Below are 16,346 nucleotides of genomic sequence, written 5' to 3'. Positions count from 1 at the left end.
AGCTAGTATAAATCTTTTTGCAAAATAAGTCAAGAAAAATTAACTAAAAATTCAGTGCTTTTTACCACGTTCACGCGGATGCTCAATTAAAACGGCTGCAAGCAGCTTCTGCGTATAAGGTTCAGTCGCTTTTGATAACTGAGCCGCTGGAAGAATCTCAACAATTTTCCCTTGGTACATCACCGCAATTCGATCGGTTAAAGCAGCTGCCAGCTTCAGATTATGGGTAATAAAAAGATAGGTTAGGTTAAGCTCTTGCTTTAACTCTCGTAATAGTTGGAGGATCTGATTTTGAATAATTACATCGAGACCGGAAGTTGCTTCATCTAAAATCAGAAAGCGAGGTTTCACAATAAGCGCTTTCGCTAAACAAACGCGTTGCCGTTCACCACCGCTTAACTCTCCCGGATATCGCGATAAGATAGAACGAGGCAATCGAACGGCTGCAAGGGCCTGTTCGATTGCTTTTTCTATATTTGCGCCATCAGCCAAAGAAAAATTTTGCAATGGTTCCTCTAACGCAATATAGATCGACTGACGCGGGTTTAATGCGCCTAATGTATCTTGAAAAACGATTTGCAAGTCTTTACGAATATAGCGTTGCTTTGTTACTGGCAAAGCAAATAGATCTTTACCATTAAAAACAACTTTTCCTGCTGAAGGCGCCTCTAGCATAGCAATTATTTTTGCCAACGTGCTTTTGCCGCAACCACTCTCGCCAACGAGTCCAAGGGTTTCGCCTGCCGCAATTTCTAATGATACATCGGAAACAGCCTGAACCTTTTCATGGCCCAAAAGCCAACTTTTATGAAGTCGATATTCTTTAGACAGGTGGTCAATTTTAAGCATGAGCTGACCACTCCGGCAAAAAAGAATCATCGCACTCAAAGCGACTCGCTGCTAACAGGCGTTTCGTATATTCCGAACGCGGTGTATCAAACAAAGCCATACAGTTATTGCACTCTACTATTTTCCCTGCTTGCATAACAATAACATCATCAGCCATTTCGGCAATAACGCTCATATCATGGGAAATTAAAATAATGGAGACTCCTTCTTCCTGTTGCAGCCGTTTTAACTCTTTAAGTACCTGAGCCTGAAGTGTTACATCAAGCGCTGTAGTTGGTTCATCAGCAATAATCAGAGAAGGTTTTAACGCCATGGCCATAGCAATCATTACACGCTGGCTCATGCCGCCACTCAATTGAAAGGGAAAACGGCGATAAATTTTTGCCGGTTCTGTGAAACCCATTTTTGCTAATAACAATAAGCTTTGTTCTTTGGCTTCCTGACGAGTACAGCCAGTATGAGAACGAAAAACCTCCGATATTTGCCAGCCGACTGGTAGAACAGGATTTAGTGCTGCTGTTGGATTTTGAAAAATCATACTGATTTTTTGTCCCCGCAATGATCGGACTGAATCAAGTGACATTTTCAGCAAATCTTTTCCTTGGAATAAAACCTCTCCCTGGCAGCAAAATTGATCGGTTTGTTCTTCTAGTAGGCGTAAAATCGCTCGAGCTGTGAGCGATTTACCACTGCCGCTTTCGCCGACAATTCCTAAGACTTTGCCTGGCGCCACATGAAGCGAAATGTCAGCTACTGATGTCGTTATACCTCGTTGCGTCATAATATTAATCCAAAGATTTCTAATTTCCAAGCAACTTGCTGCTGTCAAGGGAATCACTTCCTGTCTTTGTTCTATTCCGTTTTTGTTGCTGATTCAGTGGATCTAAGGCATCGCGAATGGCATCGCCGACAAAATTCACGGCAAGCACCGTGGAAACAATGGCAAGACCGGGAAAAAGCGTAATCCACCAACACCCAGCTAAAATACTGCGCTGACCACCCATAAGCATATTTCCCCAGGACGGTTGATAAGGCGGAATACCTAGGCCTAAAAAACTTAAAGCAGCCTCAGTAATAATGGCATGGCCCATATTTAGTGTAGCTAATACGACAAGTGATGGCAGACAGTTCGGTAAAATATGGCGGCGAACCACATTTTTCTGAGTAGAGCCGCTAGCGAGCGCTGCTTTCACAAAGGGCTTTTGTTTTATGACTAAAAACTCTGTTCGTATCAGGCGCGCTGTTTGCATCCAAGTGGTGAAGGCAATTACTAAAACAACGCTCCAAAGTCCTTGATTTCCTAAGGATTGCAGGGCAATAACCATAACTAACGTCGGCAGTGATAACAAACCATCAACCAAACGCATACAAAGGTTATCTAACAAACCGCCGGCATAGCCGCTCATTAAGCCGTAGCATAAGCCTATTGTCGTTGCTAAAAAAACGGAAGCAAAACCAACTAATAAAGAAACACGTCCGCCATAAAGCAGTCTGCTGTAAATATCACGACCTAATTCGTCAGTACCGAACCAGTGCTGTAAAGAGGGCGGTTGGCGAATACTGAGAAGATCTGTATCAACTGGATTATAGTGACTTAAAAGCGGTGCAGCTAGGGCAAAAAAAGAATAGAGTAATAGAATTGCTATCCCCCAACGCCCGATTCTATGGCCGTAAAGACGATGCCAAAACCGTTTATTATTCTCATTATCCATGTGCGCCAAGCCCCCGTTTTGCTCCCTCGCCCTGCAATCTGGGATCAAGCCAAGCGCACAAAATATCAGCAAGTAAATTACCAATCACTACAAATAAACCAGTGAGAAGAATGGTTCCCATAAGCAACGGATAGTCCCGTGTTGCCGCCGAGTAGATTGTAAGCTGGCCGATTCCTGGATAAGCGAAGACGGTTTCGACGAGATAACCGCCGCCAATTAATGAGGAAAATGACATTCCTGTATAAGTGATTAAGGGAATTAGGGCATTGCGAAAGGCATGCACATAATAAATATAGTTAGGCATAAGACCTTTCGCATAAGCTGTTAAAATATATTCTTGGTTCAGAACTTCTAGCATGCTAGAGCGAATTAAACGAATATAGGCGCCAATATGGCTAACAGCAAGAACAAGAGCTGGTAATATAAGATGCAACAAACGATTGCTTACATCCTGCTCACGCCCAATAGCCGCAAGACCAGAAGACGGCAGCCAGCCAAGATAAACAGAAAACACCAAGATAGCTAGGAGCGCTAACCAAAAGCTAGGAATAGAAAAAAACAAAAAAGCAATAAAGGTAGAAAAATAGTCGAATAAAGAATATTGCTTGACTGCTGCAAGAATGCCGATAGACGTTGCTAATACAAGCATGATTGCTGTAGCACTAGCGGTTAATAGCAACGTGTTGGGTAAACGCTCTGCGAGAATCTGGCTAACCGGTTGTCCTGTCATATATGATGTTCCTAGATCGCCCTGCAAAATCCCTGACATCCATTTACCATACTGAACAGGCAATGGTTGATCCAGTCCGAGATTTGTCCGAATCCGCATTTGGTCTTGCGGCCGCATTTTTTCTAAATGACTGCCGTACATGGCTACGGCAGGATCGCCGTGAGCCATGTGAATCAGAAAAAAAGCACATAAGCTAATTACTAAAAGAACAGGCAGACTCGATAAAATGCGACGAAAAATAAAACCTAACATTTACTGTTTGCTCCATTCCTCCAAATTCCACATATAACCTGCGCCGTGATGTCCTAGTGTTTTTTCTTTAATACCAGTTAGGTTTTTCTTGGTAACTAAAGCAACATCAAGATATGCTAAAAAATTAAACGCAGGGTCTTTAGCAAGCTCATTTTGGAATTCTTTATAAAGTGCGATTCTCTCATTACGATCACTAGCTTGTCTGGCTGCTAAAAGCAATGAGTCAACTTTCGTGTTTTTATAGTGTTCATAATTGGCAATTTCCATTTGAGAACTATGGAATATGCGATACGTATCATCATCAGGGTCAAACGGACTACCCCAGCCCAGCAAGAAAGTATCAGTTTGGCCAATTTTAAAGGAACCTTTTTCCTTCGGATCAGGAATTGCTTCCACGCCGATTTGTTTAAACTGGGTACTTAAAGCATTGACTAAAGCGACTCTTACAGGATCAGTAACAAAAGTCGTCAACTTAAAGGAAAAACGTTTTCCATCTTTTTGCAAAACTCCATCGGGACCAGGTGTCCAGCCAGCTTCAGTCAGTAAAGCCTTTGCTTTTTCCAGATTGAATGTGTAAGGATTGACATCAGGATTATTGGCCCAGCTCAACTGTAACGGTCCATAAGCCGGTTTGCCCCACCCCAGTAAAACGCCATTTACTATGGCATTACGGTCTACTGCATAGTTGAGCGCCTGCCGTACTCGGGCATCCTCCCATAGCGGATTCAGTCTGTTATACATTAGCACCCGATAGTCGGCAGTAACAATGCGATGAACCGTCAAATTTTCTTTTTGTTTCATTCGCTCAACTTCCATTGGATCGACTAAAGCTACATCAATTTCACCTGTTTCTAGTTGCAACGCCCGAACATTTTGGTCAGGCAGATATTTTAAAATGACTTGCTCTGACTTGGGCGACTGACGGTAAAAATCTTGATTGGCGGCAAGCTTCATATATTGTCCCTTTTTCCATTCCACAAACTTAAATGGGCCGGTACCAATAGGCGCAGCATTGAAAGCATTGTTATTGATATCTTTACCTTCCAAGAGATGTTTCGGCAAAATTCCGGTAGACATTACATTCACTAGCAAAGGAAACGGTGTTTTTAGAACAATTTTTACGGTATAGGGATCCATAATTTGCACAGCTTTAATTTCCTCAAACCGTTCTCGAATCATTGAATTATTTTTAGGATTTAACGCGGCTTCAATCGTAAATTTTACATCATCCGCTGTAAACGGCTGACCATCATGCCATTTAATATTTTTCTTTAAATGAAACGTATAAGTCAGTTTATCACTTGATATATCCCAGCTTTCCGCCATGTCAGGAATGGGCTCATTTTTATCATCGTAACGGACTAACCCGCTAAAAATAAGTGAAATGGCATCATCATGCTCATCGGCAAAAATTGGATTAACTTTGTCTGACTCATTTTCGACACCAAGAATAATTGACTTCGAATCCGTTTTAGCACCTGTTTGATCGGCTTTACCGCCACAGCCGCTTACCAGAAATGTCAGTACTACAAATAAGGCAGTAATAAAAAAAACACTTTGTTTTGCGAATAACTTCTTTTTGCTAAAAAATTTACTCATCTTACGCCAAAAGCCTCCCTTAAAAATAAAAACCAAGTAAGCCCTTTCTTTCAAGAAAAGTAGGCTACCTGGTTTCAATTGAAAATTTACCCAGAATGCGTAAGAAGCTTCATGCCTCTAATAAAGTACAATTCATCATACTTTATTAGAACTATATTTGACATCAAAACAAATTTTCCTGCTTTATAATAAAAATTCAGTAATTTTTAACAAGCAGTAATTCCGCCATCTACACTCCAAAGCGCCCCCGTAACAAAAGCAGCTTCTGAAGAAGCCAAAAAACAAATGACGTTAGCTACTTCTTCTGCTGTGCCAATTCGTCCTAGCGGGTAATAAAGCGCCATTTCCGCTTTGGCAGCTGCTGGATCGATCTTTTCAGATAATTGCTTTTCCAATAACGGCGTGGCAATATCGCCAGGACAGACGGCATTGACACGAATTTTATAAGGCGCTAACTCTAATGCCAAGGCTTTCGTAAAAATATTGACAGCTCCTTTGGAAGCGCAATAGGCGCTGCACTGTAAATTCCCCTGTACGCCCGCATCAGAGGAAACATTCAAAATAACGCCGCCACCGTTTCTTCGCATTTGTCTTGCTGCAAATTTTGCCATAAAGTAAACGCCTTTTATATTACAGTCCATTACATCGGCAAAATCTTGTTCACTCATTTCATCGATCAGCTTCTCCAAATAAAGACCAGCACTGTTGATTAGCACATCAAGACGGCCAAAGCGGCGTACTATTTCTGCTACGATCTGCTGACAAGCGTCATAATTGCTTACATCGCCTTTTAGGTAAATTACCTCAGGCTGGTTTTGTAAAATCTGTATTGCTTCACGTCCTTTCTGCTCATTACGGCCAACCAGAACAACCATAGCTCCTTTCGCTAAAAACTTCTGTGCAGATGCTAAGCCAATACCGGAAGTTCCGCCCGTAATCAGTATTACTTTGCCAAGAAAAGACGACTCGCAATTTTCCACATCCAACGCTCCAATTCATTGCAAAATAGATTATATCACTATAAGCATACCACAATTATTTACAAAGTATCTACTTGCTCTTCTTCGGCTTCAAGAACTCTTTCGCTATTTTTCATTTGTACCATAAGAGAACGCACAATTTCCTCATAACGACTTACGACAGCATTCGTTAGTGCCGGGACCTCTCGTTGTCCCCATTCCTCATGCTGTTGCTCTAAGATAAACATAGCAAGTTCATGAATCCGATAGGATTTTAATACGCTTTTCAAGTCAAACATTTTTACTCCTCCTTCATCTATTTCTATGACAACACCAACCATCTGGTGTCCATGAGACAAGGATTTTTAATGATGAGGCGCGAAATTATTAAAGAATTTATAATAAGGAGATACACTATGTCTAAACAACTTACCGCTTTTTCCTTATTGCTGCTGTTTCCTTTCGTGATGATGGCTCCGGCTACAGCCTCATCCATTCCGCTAAAATCATTGCCAGCTGGTTCTTTTGCGCTACAAGATCGCTATCAGTTGGACTTATCGATTATGGGAAGTCCCTTGGCTTCTGAACAGCAATGCGTCGCCTATCTACGTCAAAAAAACCCGCTGCCGGAAACGGCAGTTTCGGCAAAAGAGCTTGTACGGATTTTTTATGAAGAAGCGCGACATGAAGGGATCCGTCCTGACGTAGCTTTTGCCCAATCCCTCCATGAAACAGGCTTTTTTCGTTATGGCGGTGATGTATTACCACCACAAAACAATTATGCAGGGCTTGGAACAACAGGCAATGGCGTAAAAGGCGCCTGGTTTAAAAGTCCTCGTCAGGGAATTCGCGCCCAAATTCAGCATCTCAAAGGCTATGCTACGCCAGTTGCACCACAAGGCATTCTCGTGGACCCGCGCTATGACCTGCTCAAAAAGACTCCTTTTTTTGGTAAACAAAAAACTTGGCAAGCTTTAAACGGCAAATGGGCTGTTCCTGGTAGAAACTACGGGCAAACCATTTTAAGAATTCATCAGGAAATTTTAAAAATGCCTCGTAATTAGAGTTTTTGTTTGATCTTATCGTTCAGTAATGTAATAATATCAGGCAAATCGCTTTTGGCTGCTGCTCTACCTCGTTCAATACAACGATCAATGTCATTTACACTACGAAAGGCTAGATCAAAAGTCTGAGGTCGAATCACCAAATCTGATAATTGCCGACCTTTCAACAAGGTTACTTCCCGCGACATAATTTCAATACACTGCAATAGTACTTCTCCGACAGACTGAATACCGAAATTAGGTTGCCCATCATACCCCAAATCGACGCCTAACACCACTTCCGCCCCCATGGAACGTAAAATATCAGCAGGCAGATTGTTTTTTACAGCTCCATCAACGAGCGTCATTCCCTGATAAACTTTTGGTTGAAAAATTCCCGGGATAGAAATGCTTGCTCGCACTGCTTCAATCAGTGAAATAGAATGATCATATTTTGCATGTAATATATCAGGTTTTTGTCGAAGCAACGTTGTGAAAAACACCGTTTCAGCTGTATTGAGATCAACAGCTGTAATAGCCAAAGGTAGTTTTGTTTCTTTTACTGTCCGATTTCCCCAAAGCGAACGAAAATACTGTTCCACTCTTTCACCTTTAATCATTCCAGCCGGAATAACTGATAAGAGACGAAATTTTCCCGTAAATAGCCACTTCATACCGTACTTGACAAGTTGATTTAAAGAAAACTTTGCGTCAATCAAATCATGCAGATTCAGTTCATGGGCAAGTTCTGTCATTTCTTGTGAACCATGGCCAGTGGCATGCAAAGCCGCTACTACAGCTCCAGCGCTTGTTCCGGCAATAAAATGAATGGGAATTCCGGCTCGTTCTAGTTCGGCGAGTACGCCAATATGAGCTAACCCGCGCAGCCCGCCGCCGCTCAAGGCTACGCCAATGCGCGGAATGGTCAGCTCGGATCGCCCGTTCACTCGGATAAGCACTTTGCCACCACCTTTCGGCCATCTGGTATAATCTATGTAATAAACTGATAACAAGTGAAAAAGGTCTGCCAAATATGAAATATTTGGCAGACCTTTTTGGGTAATATAAGCAATAAACTATTTAGTCATGTGATTCTTTCTGCGCCAAAATAATTAGGCGCGGTGTATCTTTGTCATAGGGACGACCATCAAAAGCACCGAAAACTTGTTTAATTCTTAAACCGGCTTCTGTAAGCATATCTGTCATTTCAGCTAGCGTATAAGTTCTAAGCTGAAAATCAGCTTCTGTTTTTTTACCGGTAACTTGATTTAAGAGTTGCCGCTTCATTACGGCAATACCTTCTTCAATCTCTACTTTATAAGAAAGAACAGCTTCACCACTAGGATGACGCCAATAGCGATTTAAATTGTTTTTCAGCATCCAATCACGATTAAACAAATCAATCAAGAAAAGTCCCTTTGGTTTTAAGGCTCTGGCAATCGAAGTAATTACCGCCGCATTTTCTTCATCTGAGAAAAAACCAAAAGCAGCGAACATATTAATTACCGCATCAAAAGTTTCCTGATAGGAAAGCTCGCGCATATCACACTCTACAAAGCGCACAGCAATTTCTAGCTCCTCTGCTTTCTGTTTGGCAATCGCTAGAAAATCACGGTTACTATCAAGGCCAATCACTTCATAGCCAAGCTTCGCCAGTTCTAAAGTATGACGTCCATAACCGCAATATAAATCAAGAATCGTTGAATTTTTTATTGGAAGCTGCAGGGCACTCGTAATAAACTGAATTTCCTGGTCGGTTCCTGCTAAAGAATATTCTTTAAAATCCCCTAGCGTGTCCTGCTTCATACTTTCACCTCTTATCTGTCAGCCTGCTGCAATTTCATGAAAAACACGCACACAGTTTTTATCGTTTTGCTTCGCTGCATACATGGCAGCATCAGCATGCTGAATTAATTCAACATCGCTGTCAGCATCACGCGGGAAACTTGCGAGTCCGGTACTGACAGATATAATTCCATTAGGCTGTGTTTCTCGATTATCAAAAGGATATTCTGCAATGCTTTGCCGAATTCGCTCTGCAATAATTACGGCATCGTGAAGCGGAGTTTCCGGCAAAATAACGGCAAATTCCTCTCCACCGTAACGAACAACAAAATCAACGTCTCTTACGATATGTCTAATTAGTTCGGCAATCGTGCGCAATAAATAATCGCCTTGTTGATGACCATGTCTATCATTATAGCTCTTAAAGTTATCAATGTCCATCATCAGGAGAGATAATGGTCGGTGATAGCGCTTAGATCGTTTAAACTCTTGCGTAAGCAATGTTCTAAAATAGCGATAATTAAAAAGACCAGTCATCCCATCCGTAATCGCCTGCACTTCAACTGATGCTACATGGTTCGCATGAGCAATCGTCATAGCAATTTGATTCGCTAAGGAACCGAACATCTCTAATTCCAACTCACTAAAATCACGCTTACAAGTTGTTTCAATATCAAAAACACCGATCACCTGATCATTGACAATCAGCGGAATCGCCAGTTCACTGACACAGTCAATTCCCCCACTGATATAACGGTGGTCTTGACTCACATCAGGAGAAAAAACAACTTCTCTGTATTTTGCGGCATGACCAGCAATTCCTTGCCCTAATGGAATTCGCAAAAATTTGCAAAAGGTCTGAAAATAGCCAGTATGGGCGCGTACAACAAGCTCCTGGTTCTCTTTATCCAAAAGTAGTATTGCCACATTATCTAAGGCGAATTCTTTTGTGACGTTTTTTAAAATTTCCTCTAAAACTTCTTCTTCATCTACTGTCTTTTGTACAATAGAGGTAATACGATAGAGAGCGACTAATTGTTTTTTTGTTTGCTCAAGATCCATTAAAAACAAATCTTGATTTGACATTGCTGTGTAGAGCTCTTCATTTACATTCTGATATTGTGCAGTAATAGAAGTAAATTCAGTTTCCATAAGAACCGATTCCGTGATATTGCGAATATAAACAAGTATTTTATCTTCCCAAGGATAAAAATTCCAACAGTAATATTCGGGTAATTCATGAGCTGTTGTATGCTCATGGCGACAGACCATCTGCTCTGTTCGCTGCTTTTTGGCCTCATGATACATCGGGAGAATCTCGGTAACAGCATCAGGAAAAATAACATGAAGCATTTTTTCAAAGGGTTGGCCCAAAAAGCGTTTTTTACGCCATCCTTCTATATTGGACAAAAAAATTTCACCAATTTTACCGTCAGATTCAACGGCCAAAATAACAGAAGGAGTCTGGGCAATAATTAATTCAATCATTTGTTTTAACATATCGTTGCTCAAACGTTCTCCACCTTTACTTTAGGCAATATTATATCTTGCTATAGTTTCGCTGAAGAGTTTTAAAATCCCTGCCAAAAATTAAAGCTATTTCAATGTCTAGTAAAATAGAATCATTGAAATAGCTTTATAAAAATTTATTAATTATACCATTTGCTTGCCAATATATTCGGCACCTTTTTCTAAAGCAATTTTGTTAATTTCTAAAAGCTCCGGTTTTTTAGCAAACATTTTGGCAAAAGCACCTAGAACTGATTCAGGAGCAACGGCTCCGGAAGCTTTTACAATTGCACCCAAAACGATCATATTTGCTACTTTTGGATTCCCAATTTCCTGCGCAAGCTCATTCGCCGGAATTTTATAAACCTTAATATCCTGACGGGAAGCTTCTTTTTCAATTAAAGAACTGTTTATGATTAAAATACCACCTGACTGAAGCTGCGGCTCAAATTTATCTAAAGAAGGTAAATTCATGGCTACAAGCACATTCGGCTCAGTAACGATCGGCGAGCCGACTTTTTCATTACGGATAATAACAGAACAGTTTGCAGTGCCGCCGCGCATTTCCGGTCCATAAGAAGGAATCCAAGAAACTTCACGATTTTCAATCATGCCAGCGTACGTCATAAGCTGACCCATTAACAGGACGCCTTGTCCGCCAAAACCAGCCATAATCATATCATGGGACATCATTCTTTCACCTCCTTATAAACACCTAAAGGAAAGACTTTCATCATGTTTTCTTCTAACCACTTGGAGGCCTTTAGCGGAGTCATACGCCAGTTCGTTGGACAAGTAGACAGAACTTCTACCATAGCGAAGCCATCGCCCTTAAGCTGATGTTCAAAAGCGGTTTTAATTGCAGCTTTGGCTTTGGCCATATTCGCGGGATTATTGACAGCTACTCTGGCAATGTAGACAGCGCCATCTAGAGTCGAAAGCATTTCCGATACTCGAATAGGATTTCCTGTATTAGCTAAAGAACGGCCATAAGGCGAAGTATTTGTCACCTGATCAATCAAAGTGGTTGGCGCCATTTGTCCTCCGGTCATGCCATAAATTGCGTTATTAACAAAAATAGTTGTGATTTTCTCACCACGTGCTGCAGCATGAACAATTTCAGCACAACCAATAGCAGCCAGATCGCCGTCACCTTGATAAGTAAATACAACAGCATCAGGATGAACTCGTTTTACACCGGTAGCAACAGCAGGTGCGCGACCATGAGCTGCTTCCAGCATATCTATATTAAAATATTCGTAAGCTAACACAGAACATCCCACTGGGGCTACGCCAATCGTGTTTTCTCGAATTTTTAGCTCATCAATAACCTCACCAACTAGACGGTGAATGATACCATGATGGCAGCCGGGGCAATAGTGAAAAGGTACATCCAGAAGTGATTCCGGTCTTTTAAAGAGAACTTCAGCCATTTTATTTCCCCCCCACAGTACTGAGAAGTTTTTTGATTTCCGCCACCACTTCTTTCGGTGACATAATCATACCTCCTGTTCGTCCGTAAAAAGCGACTGGACGAGCTCCATTCACAGCGAGCCTTACGTCTTCCACCATTTGTCCAGCGCTTAATTCTAGCGTTAAGAACGCTTTCGGCGTTTGCGCTAATGATCCTAATGCTTCACTGGGGAAAGGCCATAAGGTTCTCGGACGGAATAAACCTACTTTATAGCCTTCGGCGCGAACTGTATCTATTGCCGAGCGGGCGATACGCGATGTAATACCGTAAGCTACGATAATTAGATCGGCATCTTCTGTATATAAGCTTTCATAACGCACTTCGTTAGTAGAAATCATTTGATAACTATTCTGTAATAAATGATTATGTTCTTCCAAATGTTCTGGCTTTAAAAATAGCGAGTTAATTACATTGGGAGTTGTTCGTTTATGCATGCCAACAGCAGCCCAAGGTTTTGCCACTGTTTCCTTAATAGCTTCAGGGAATATGATCGGTTCCATCATCTGTCCCAAAGCACCATCACCAAGCAGCATAACCGGATTGCGATATTGGTCGGCTAAGTCAAAAGCAAGTACTGTCATATCCACAAGCTCTTGTACTGAATTTGGCGCAAGCACGATCAAACGATAGTCCCCATGACCGCCGCCTTTTGTCGCTTGAAAATAATCAGCCTGCGAAGGTTGAATACTGCCAAGTCCTGGGCCGCCGCGCATCATATTGACAATAACGCAAGGAAGCTGTGCACCAGCTATATAAGATATGCCTTCCATTTTCAAGCTAATTCCCGGGCTGGAAGAAGAAGTCATAGCTCTGGCGCCAGCGCCAGCAGCACCATAAACCATATTAATGGCGGCAATTTCACTTTCCGCCTGAAGAAAAGTCCCTTCTACCTGAGGCATACGCCGCGACATATATTCTGTTAATTCCGTCTGGGGGGTAATCGGATAGCCGAAATAATGACGACATCCGGCCACGATTGCTGCTTCCCCAATTGCTTCATTCCCTTTCATTAGAACCTTTTCAGCCAATGTAATTCACTCCTATCTTTACTTGTGAATTTCAATTACCATATCAGGACAGGTTTTTGCACAAAGCATACAGCCAATACACTTACTTTCATCAATACACATAGAAGGCCGATACCCTTTACTGTTAATTCGGTCAGAAAGTTGAATAATTTTTTTCGGGCAAACGGCGGTACATAGTTCACAGCCTTTGCACCGTTCTTCATAGAATACAGGTTTTGGCATAACTATACCTCCCTTGAAAAAAAATTGTGAATTTTTTTGTAGTTTCTTTCTATGCAAAACACTTCCACAAATTTTAATAAATTCCTCTTCATTTTACAATGTATACAAAGAAAATGTTCAATAATCGCGCGGGTTGTAAACATGTAAAGACAAAAAAGAAAGACTCTGCACTTTTATGCAGAGTCTTTCTAAAACAGACAAATTATTTAATAATTTCGCCTAAATCATCATTGGCGATTTGTCCGGCGTTACCTTCATCTGTATCAATATGCATTTCTAGTGCAAAATCTTCCCGCACGCGAATAATAACATTTTCGAAAATTACGCCGCGGTCGCCGCCGAAACGAACTTTCACACAGTCTTTATCTTTTACGCCGAATTTCTCAGCATCAGCTGGCGTCATGTGAATATGTCTTGCTGCCACAATAACCCCTTTATCAAGAGTTATTTTGCCTTTTGGGCCAACAATCGTAATGCCTGGTGTGCCCGCTAAATCACCAGATTCTCTAACAGGCGGTTTCAACTTTAATTTAATCGCGTCAGTCAAAGCAATTTCGATTTGCGTTTCTTTACGAACAGGACCGAGAACGCGCAATTTGTTGATTGAACCTTTTTCGCTAACAATATCAACAACTTCTTCAGCAGCAAATTGGCCAGGTTGTCCTAATTCTTTTTTTAATGTGAGCTGATGTCCTTCACCAAAGAGAATATCCAAATCTTTCTGCGAAAGATGGAGATGACGGCCAGAAATACCAACAGGAACTTTCAATGACATAATACAAACACTCCTTTTTATAAAAGCTAAATTTCTTTATCTACCACTAGTTATTCGACGACTTCAGAAAAGTATACCACACTCACCATATCGTCAGGTGATAAGGTTTTTTCATAAATAGAATGTAAAAATGTGATAAGTTCATCGGCGCTAGTAATATTTTGACTTTCTCCCTGCAATTCTTCTAGGGATAGCAGGTTTAGCGGTTTCGTATCTACTTTGTCAATCACAGCCGGATAAAGCTTTTTACGCGGTGCAAATCGTTTTCCTACCGTAATCCAAACAAGATCGCCTTCTTGATATTTACTACTTTTATCGCCAAGACGGATCGTGCAAATCTTACGGCGAGAAACAAGCTGGGAGTGATAATGAGACGAATAAAAATTTAAAGCTCGCATATCTTACTCCTCCTATAGCACTATAATTCACAACACAAATTACGTCAAGTACCTTATCCTTATTTTTCTACTAAACGCATGCCACGGCGCTGATTTTCAAAAATAATCTGTTCTACATCTAATGTAAGAAGTTGTCTATTTTCCATTAATATTTTTCCTTTAACAAGGACAGTATCAATATCACTGCCGTTTGCACTATAAGTTAATAGCGATAAGCGATCATGACGCGGATACCAGTGTGCTTTATGCATATCAATTAAGGTAATATCGGCATCATAGCCCACAGCCAATTTCCCAATCTGTTGATCAAGCCCTAAGCATACAGCGCCTTGTTCTGTTGCCAATGCTACAGCTTCTTTGGCTGGCAATAATTCAGGGTTAAAATGATTCGTCTTATGCAGCAGTGCCGCTAAACGAATTTCCTCTATCATATCAAGGTTATTATTGCTTGCTGTTCCATCTGTACCAAGACCTACAGGAATTTTTGCCGCTAACAGTTCCGGTACTGGTGCAATGCCGCTTGCCAGTTTCATATTGCTGCCAGGATTATGCGCTACAGTTACATGGTATTTTTTTAGCAAAGCAATGTCTTCTGTTGATAAATGAACGCAGTGAGCTGCTAAGACGGGATGGTTTAACAATCCTACTTTTTCCATTAGGGCAATCGGTGATAAACCGTGTTTTTTCTGGCATTCTTCCACTTCGCCTTTGGTTTCTGACAAATGAATATGAATACCGGCTTCTAATTTTTCCGCCAATGCCACAACTTGTTTTAGGTAGTCAGGTGGACACGTATATGGGGCATGTGGTCCAAGACGAACCGTAATGCGTCCGTCAGCTTTGTTATGCCAATCCTTATAGAAAACCTCGCTGTCTTTGAGAGCCTGCTGACCGTTAGGTGCAACTCCAGCCATACCACGCGCTAAAACAGCGCGCATGCCGCTCTCTTCTACTGCCTTAGCTACTTGATCCATATGAAAATACATATCGGCAAAGGTCGTTGTGCCTGTTTGGATCATTTCCACAATGGCTAAAAGCGTGCCCCAATAAACATCTTCGGGCGTTAAATTGGCTTCTGCCGGCCAAATTTTTTGTTGTAGCCAATCCATAAGCAACATATCATCGGCATAACTGCGAAACAGTGTCATGGCCGCATGGGTATGGGTATTTACAAGCCCGGGAATTGCCAATTTATGTGATCCATTTATTACTTTGTCGGCTTGATTCGTAAGGTTTTGTCCTAATGCAGCTATTTTGCCATCTTTAATAAATAAATCCTGCTTAATAATAGCTCCATTTGTTCCTAATACTTCAGCATCTTTTATCAATATACTAGTCATGATCAACGCCTCCTTTGCGCAACCGATAACTCGACTGATAGAACTGGTGCATCGCATCAATATCATTTTGACTTAGCGGAACGGCACCGCCTAGGTTTTGGGCGTAAAGAAAAATTTGCGCTGATTTTTCTACGAGTTCACAAGATAGCATTGCCTCTGTTAAACTCGTCCCACAGCCAAGCACGCCATGATTTGCCAGTAGTACAGCATTTTTCCGTTCTAACATTTTTACAGCATTTAGAGCCAGTTCATCCGTTCCCGGTAAAGCATAAGGGGCAACCTCAATAGAACCGCCGATAACCTGCAGCATATCCTCAATAATCGGTGGAATTGAGCGTCGGGCAACGGCACAAGCACTGGCGAACACACTGTGAGTATGTACAACTGCTTGTACATCAGAACGTTGCAAATAAACAGCTAAATGAAGCGGCAGTTCTGAGGAAGGCGCTAACGCCCCATCGAGAACACGACCGGAAAGATTGACTAAAACAAGATCCTTTGGCTTTAATGACAGGTAATCGCGGCCAGAGGGAGTCACTAAAATCACGCCTTCTTCGACGCGACAACTAATATTGCCCCAAGTTCCTACAACCAGACCGTTTTGGACCAGTCGATGACCAATTTCAATGATTTCCTCTTGAATCTGTTTAAGCTTTGTCATTCTATAACCT

General features: G+C 41.5%; 19 protein-coding genes. 1 reads left to right on the top strand and 18 read right to left on the bottom strand.

Translation table 11 applies throughout. From position 1 onward, the window contains the following. Positions 1-51 precede the first annotated feature (51 nt). The 7 genes from AC0MXB_RS05230 to AC0MXB_RS05200 form a co-directional block, all read right to left on the bottom strand. A complete protein-coding gene (locus AC0MXB_RS05230; RefSeq protein ID WP_474038552.1) occupies positions 52-849 on the bottom strand; it encodes an ATP-binding cassette domain-containing protein in 798 nt (265 codons plus the stop codon). Next, entirely contained in the window at positions 842-1,678 is an 837-nt protein-coding gene (locus AC0MXB_RS05225) for an ABC transporter ATP-binding protein (protein WP_474038551.1), read from the bottom strand. The genes AC0MXB_RS05230 and AC0MXB_RS05225 overlap by 8 nt, the downstream gene beginning before the upstream one ends. Continuing rightward, the gene (locus AC0MXB_RS05220) at positions 1,650-2,561 is read right to left on the bottom strand and encodes an ABC transporter permease (RefSeq protein ID WP_474038550.1); all 912 of its coding nucleotides are present in this window, start codon (positions 2,559-2,561) and stop codon (positions 1,650-1,652) included. The genes AC0MXB_RS05225 and AC0MXB_RS05220 overlap by 29 nt, the downstream gene beginning before the upstream one ends. After that, positions 2,554-3,543 carry an ABC transporter permease gene (locus AC0MXB_RS05215; RefSeq protein ID WP_474038549.1) on the bottom strand — a complete coding sequence of 330 codons (990 nt, stop codon included), beginning with the start codon at positions 3,541-3,543 and terminating at the stop codon, positions 2,554-2,556. The genes AC0MXB_RS05220 and AC0MXB_RS05215 overlap by 8 nt, the downstream gene beginning before the upstream one ends. Beyond that, positions 3,544-5,142 carry an ABC transporter substrate-binding protein gene (locus tag AC0MXB_RS05210; RefSeq protein WP_474038548.1) on the bottom strand — a complete coding sequence of 533 codons (1,599 nt, stop codon included), beginning with the start codon at positions 5,140-5,142 and terminating at the stop codon, positions 3,544-3,546. A gap of 206 nt (positions 5,143-5,348) precedes the next feature. Then, a complete protein-coding gene (locus AC0MXB_RS05205; RefSeq protein ID WP_474038547.1) occupies positions 5,349-6,122 on the bottom strand; it encodes an SDR family NAD(P)-dependent oxidoreductase in 774 nt (257 codons plus the stop codon). 59 nt (positions 6,123-6,181) lie between these two features. After that, on the bottom strand, positions 6,182-6,400 hold the full coding sequence (locus AC0MXB_RS05200) for a hypothetical protein (protein ID WP_474038546.1): 219 nt from the start codon (positions 6,398-6,400) through the stop codon (positions 6,182-6,184). Positions 6,401-6,517: 117 nt separating this feature from the next. On the opposite strand from AC0MXB_RS05200, the gene AC0MXB_RS05195 reads away from it, so the two are divergent. Then, positions 6,518-7,165: a glucosaminidase domain-containing protein gene (locus AC0MXB_RS05195; protein WP_474038545.1), complete on the top strand. Its 648-nt coding sequence runs from the start codon at positions 6,518-6,520 to the stop codon at positions 7,163-7,165. On the opposite strand, the gene AC0MXB_RS05190 is transcribed toward AC0MXB_RS05195, so the two are convergent. From AC0MXB_RS05190 to AC0MXB_RS05140, 11 genes are all read right to left on the bottom strand, one after another. Then, entirely contained in the window at positions 7,162-8,103 is a 942-nt protein-coding gene (locus tag AC0MXB_RS05190; protein WP_474038544.1) for a patatin-like phospholipase family protein, read from the bottom strand. The genes AC0MXB_RS05195 and AC0MXB_RS05190 overlap by 4 nt on opposite strands. A 121-nt stretch (positions 8,104-8,224) precedes the next feature. Next, a complete protein-coding gene (locus AC0MXB_RS05185) occupies positions 8,225-8,950 on the bottom strand; it encodes a class I SAM-dependent methyltransferase (RefSeq protein ID WP_474038543.1) in 726 nt (241 codons plus the stop codon). A gap of 18 nt (positions 8,951-8,968) precedes the next feature. After that, positions 8,969-10,441, bottom strand: coding sequence for a sensor domain-containing diguanylate cyclase (locus AC0MXB_RS05180; protein WP_474038542.1), 1,473 nt, complete (start codon positions 10,439-10,441; stop codon positions 8,969-8,971). Positions 10,442-10,582: 141 nt separating this feature from the next. Continuing rightward, positions 10,583-11,131: a 2-oxoacid:acceptor oxidoreductase family protein gene (locus AC0MXB_RS05175; protein WP_474038541.1), complete on the bottom strand. Its 549-nt coding sequence runs from the start codon at positions 11,129-11,131 to the stop codon at positions 10,583-10,585. Beyond that, positions 11,128-11,871, bottom strand: a complete 744-nt coding sequence (locus tag AC0MXB_RS05170; protein WP_474038540.1) for a thiamine pyrophosphate-dependent enzyme — start codon at positions 11,869-11,871, stop codon at positions 11,128-11,130. The genes AC0MXB_RS05175 and AC0MXB_RS05170 overlap by 4 nt, the downstream gene beginning before the upstream one ends. A gap of 1 nt (position 11,872) precedes the next feature. Continuing rightward, on the bottom strand, positions 11,873-12,940 hold the full coding sequence (locus AC0MXB_RS05165) for a 3-methyl-2-oxobutanoate dehydrogenase subunit VorB (protein ID WP_474038539.1): 1,068 nt from the start codon (positions 12,938-12,940) through the stop codon (positions 11,873-11,875). A gap of 18 nt (positions 12,941-12,958) precedes the next feature. Beyond that, positions 12,959-13,162 carry a 4Fe-4S binding protein gene (locus AC0MXB_RS05160; protein ID WP_474038538.1) on the bottom strand — a complete coding sequence of 68 codons (204 nt, stop codon included), beginning with the start codon at positions 13,160-13,162 and terminating at the stop codon, positions 12,959-12,961. A gap of 202 nt (positions 13,163-13,364) precedes the next feature. Further along, a complete protein-coding gene (pduL, locus tag AC0MXB_RS05155) occupies positions 13,365-13,937 on the bottom strand; it encodes a phosphate propanoyltransferase (protein WP_474038537.1) in 573 nt (190 codons plus the stop codon). Between the two features lie 50 nt (positions 13,938-13,987). Beyond that, the gene (locus AC0MXB_RS05150) at positions 13,988-14,335 is read right to left on the bottom strand and encodes an ASCH domain-containing protein (RefSeq protein ID WP_474038536.1); all 348 of its coding nucleotides are present in this window, start codon (positions 14,333-14,335) and stop codon (positions 13,988-13,990) included. A 59-nt stretch (positions 14,336-14,394) separates the two neighbouring features. Next, on the bottom strand, positions 14,395-15,675 hold the full coding sequence (locus AC0MXB_RS05145) for an amidohydrolase (protein ID WP_474038535.1): 1,281 nt from the start codon (positions 15,673-15,675) through the stop codon (positions 14,395-14,397). Continuing rightward, the gene (locus AC0MXB_RS05140) at positions 15,668-16,336 is read right to left on the bottom strand and encodes a class II aldolase/adducin family protein (RefSeq protein ID WP_474038534.1); all 669 of its coding nucleotides are present in this window, start codon (positions 16,334-16,336) and stop codon (positions 15,668-15,670) included. Before AC0MXB_RS05140 ends, AC0MXB_RS05145 begins: the two co-directional genes overlap by 8 nt. Between the last annotated feature and the right edge of the window lie 10 nt (positions 16,337-16,346).

The organism is Pelorhabdus sp. sgz311001 (assembly GCF_055901755.1).
Note: the sequence above shows the minus strand (reverse complement) of the source record. Positions and strands in the feature narration are given on the sequence as shown.

Coding starts and splice junctions, on each gene's coding strand:
- AC0MXB_RS05230 (WP_474038552.1), bottom strand. CDS start 849: ATGCTTAAAATTGACCACCTGTCTAAAGAATATCGACTTCATAAAAGT.
- AC0MXB_RS05220 (WP_474038550.1), bottom strand. CDS start 2,561: ATGGATAATGAGAATAATAAACGGTTTTGGCATCGTCTTTACGGCCAT.
- AC0MXB_RS05215 (WP_474038549.1), bottom strand. CDS start 3,543: ATGTTAGGTTTTATTTTTCGTCGCATTTTATCGAGTCTGCCTGTTCTT.
- AC0MXB_RS05210 (WP_474038548.1), bottom strand. CDS start 5,142: ATGAGTAAATTTTTTAGCAAAAAGAAGTTATTCGCAAAACAAAGTGTT.
- AC0MXB_RS05200 (WP_474038546.1), bottom strand. CDS start 6,400: ATGTTTGACTTGAAAAGCGTATTAAAATCCTATCGGATTCATGAACTT.
- AC0MXB_RS05195 (WP_474038545.1), top strand. CDS start 6,518: ATGTCTAAACAACTTACCGCTTTTTCCTTATTGCTGCTGTTTCCTTTC.
- AC0MXB_RS05185 (WP_474038543.1), bottom strand. CDS start 8,950: ATGAAGCAGGACACGCTAGGGGATTTTAAAGAATATTCTTTAGCAGGA.
- AC0MXB_RS05175 (WP_474038541.1), bottom strand. CDS start 11,131: ATGATGTCCCATGATATGATTATGGCTGGTTTTGGCGGACAAGGCGTC.
- AC0MXB_RS05170 (WP_474038540.1), bottom strand. CDS start 11,871: ATGGCTGAAGTTCTCTTTAAAAGACCGGAATCACTTCTGGATGTACCT.
- AC0MXB_RS05160 (WP_474038538.1), bottom strand. CDS start 13,162: ATGCCAAAACCTGTATTCTATGAAGAACGGTGCAAAGGCTGTGAACTA.
- pduL (WP_474038537.1), bottom strand. CDS start 13,937: ATGTCATTGAAAGTTCCTGTTGGTATTTCTGGCCGTCATCTCCATCTT.
- AC0MXB_RS05150 (WP_474038536.1), bottom strand. CDS start 14,335: ATGCGAGCTTTAAATTTTTATTCGTCTCATTATCACTCCCAGCTTGTT.
- AC0MXB_RS05145 (WP_474038535.1), bottom strand. CDS start 15,675: ATGACTAGTATATTGATAAAAGATGCTGAAGTATTAGGAACAAATGGA.
- AC0MXB_RS05140 (WP_474038534.1), bottom strand. CDS start 16,336: ATGACAAAGCTTAAACAGATTCAAGAGGAAATCATTGAAATTGGTCAT.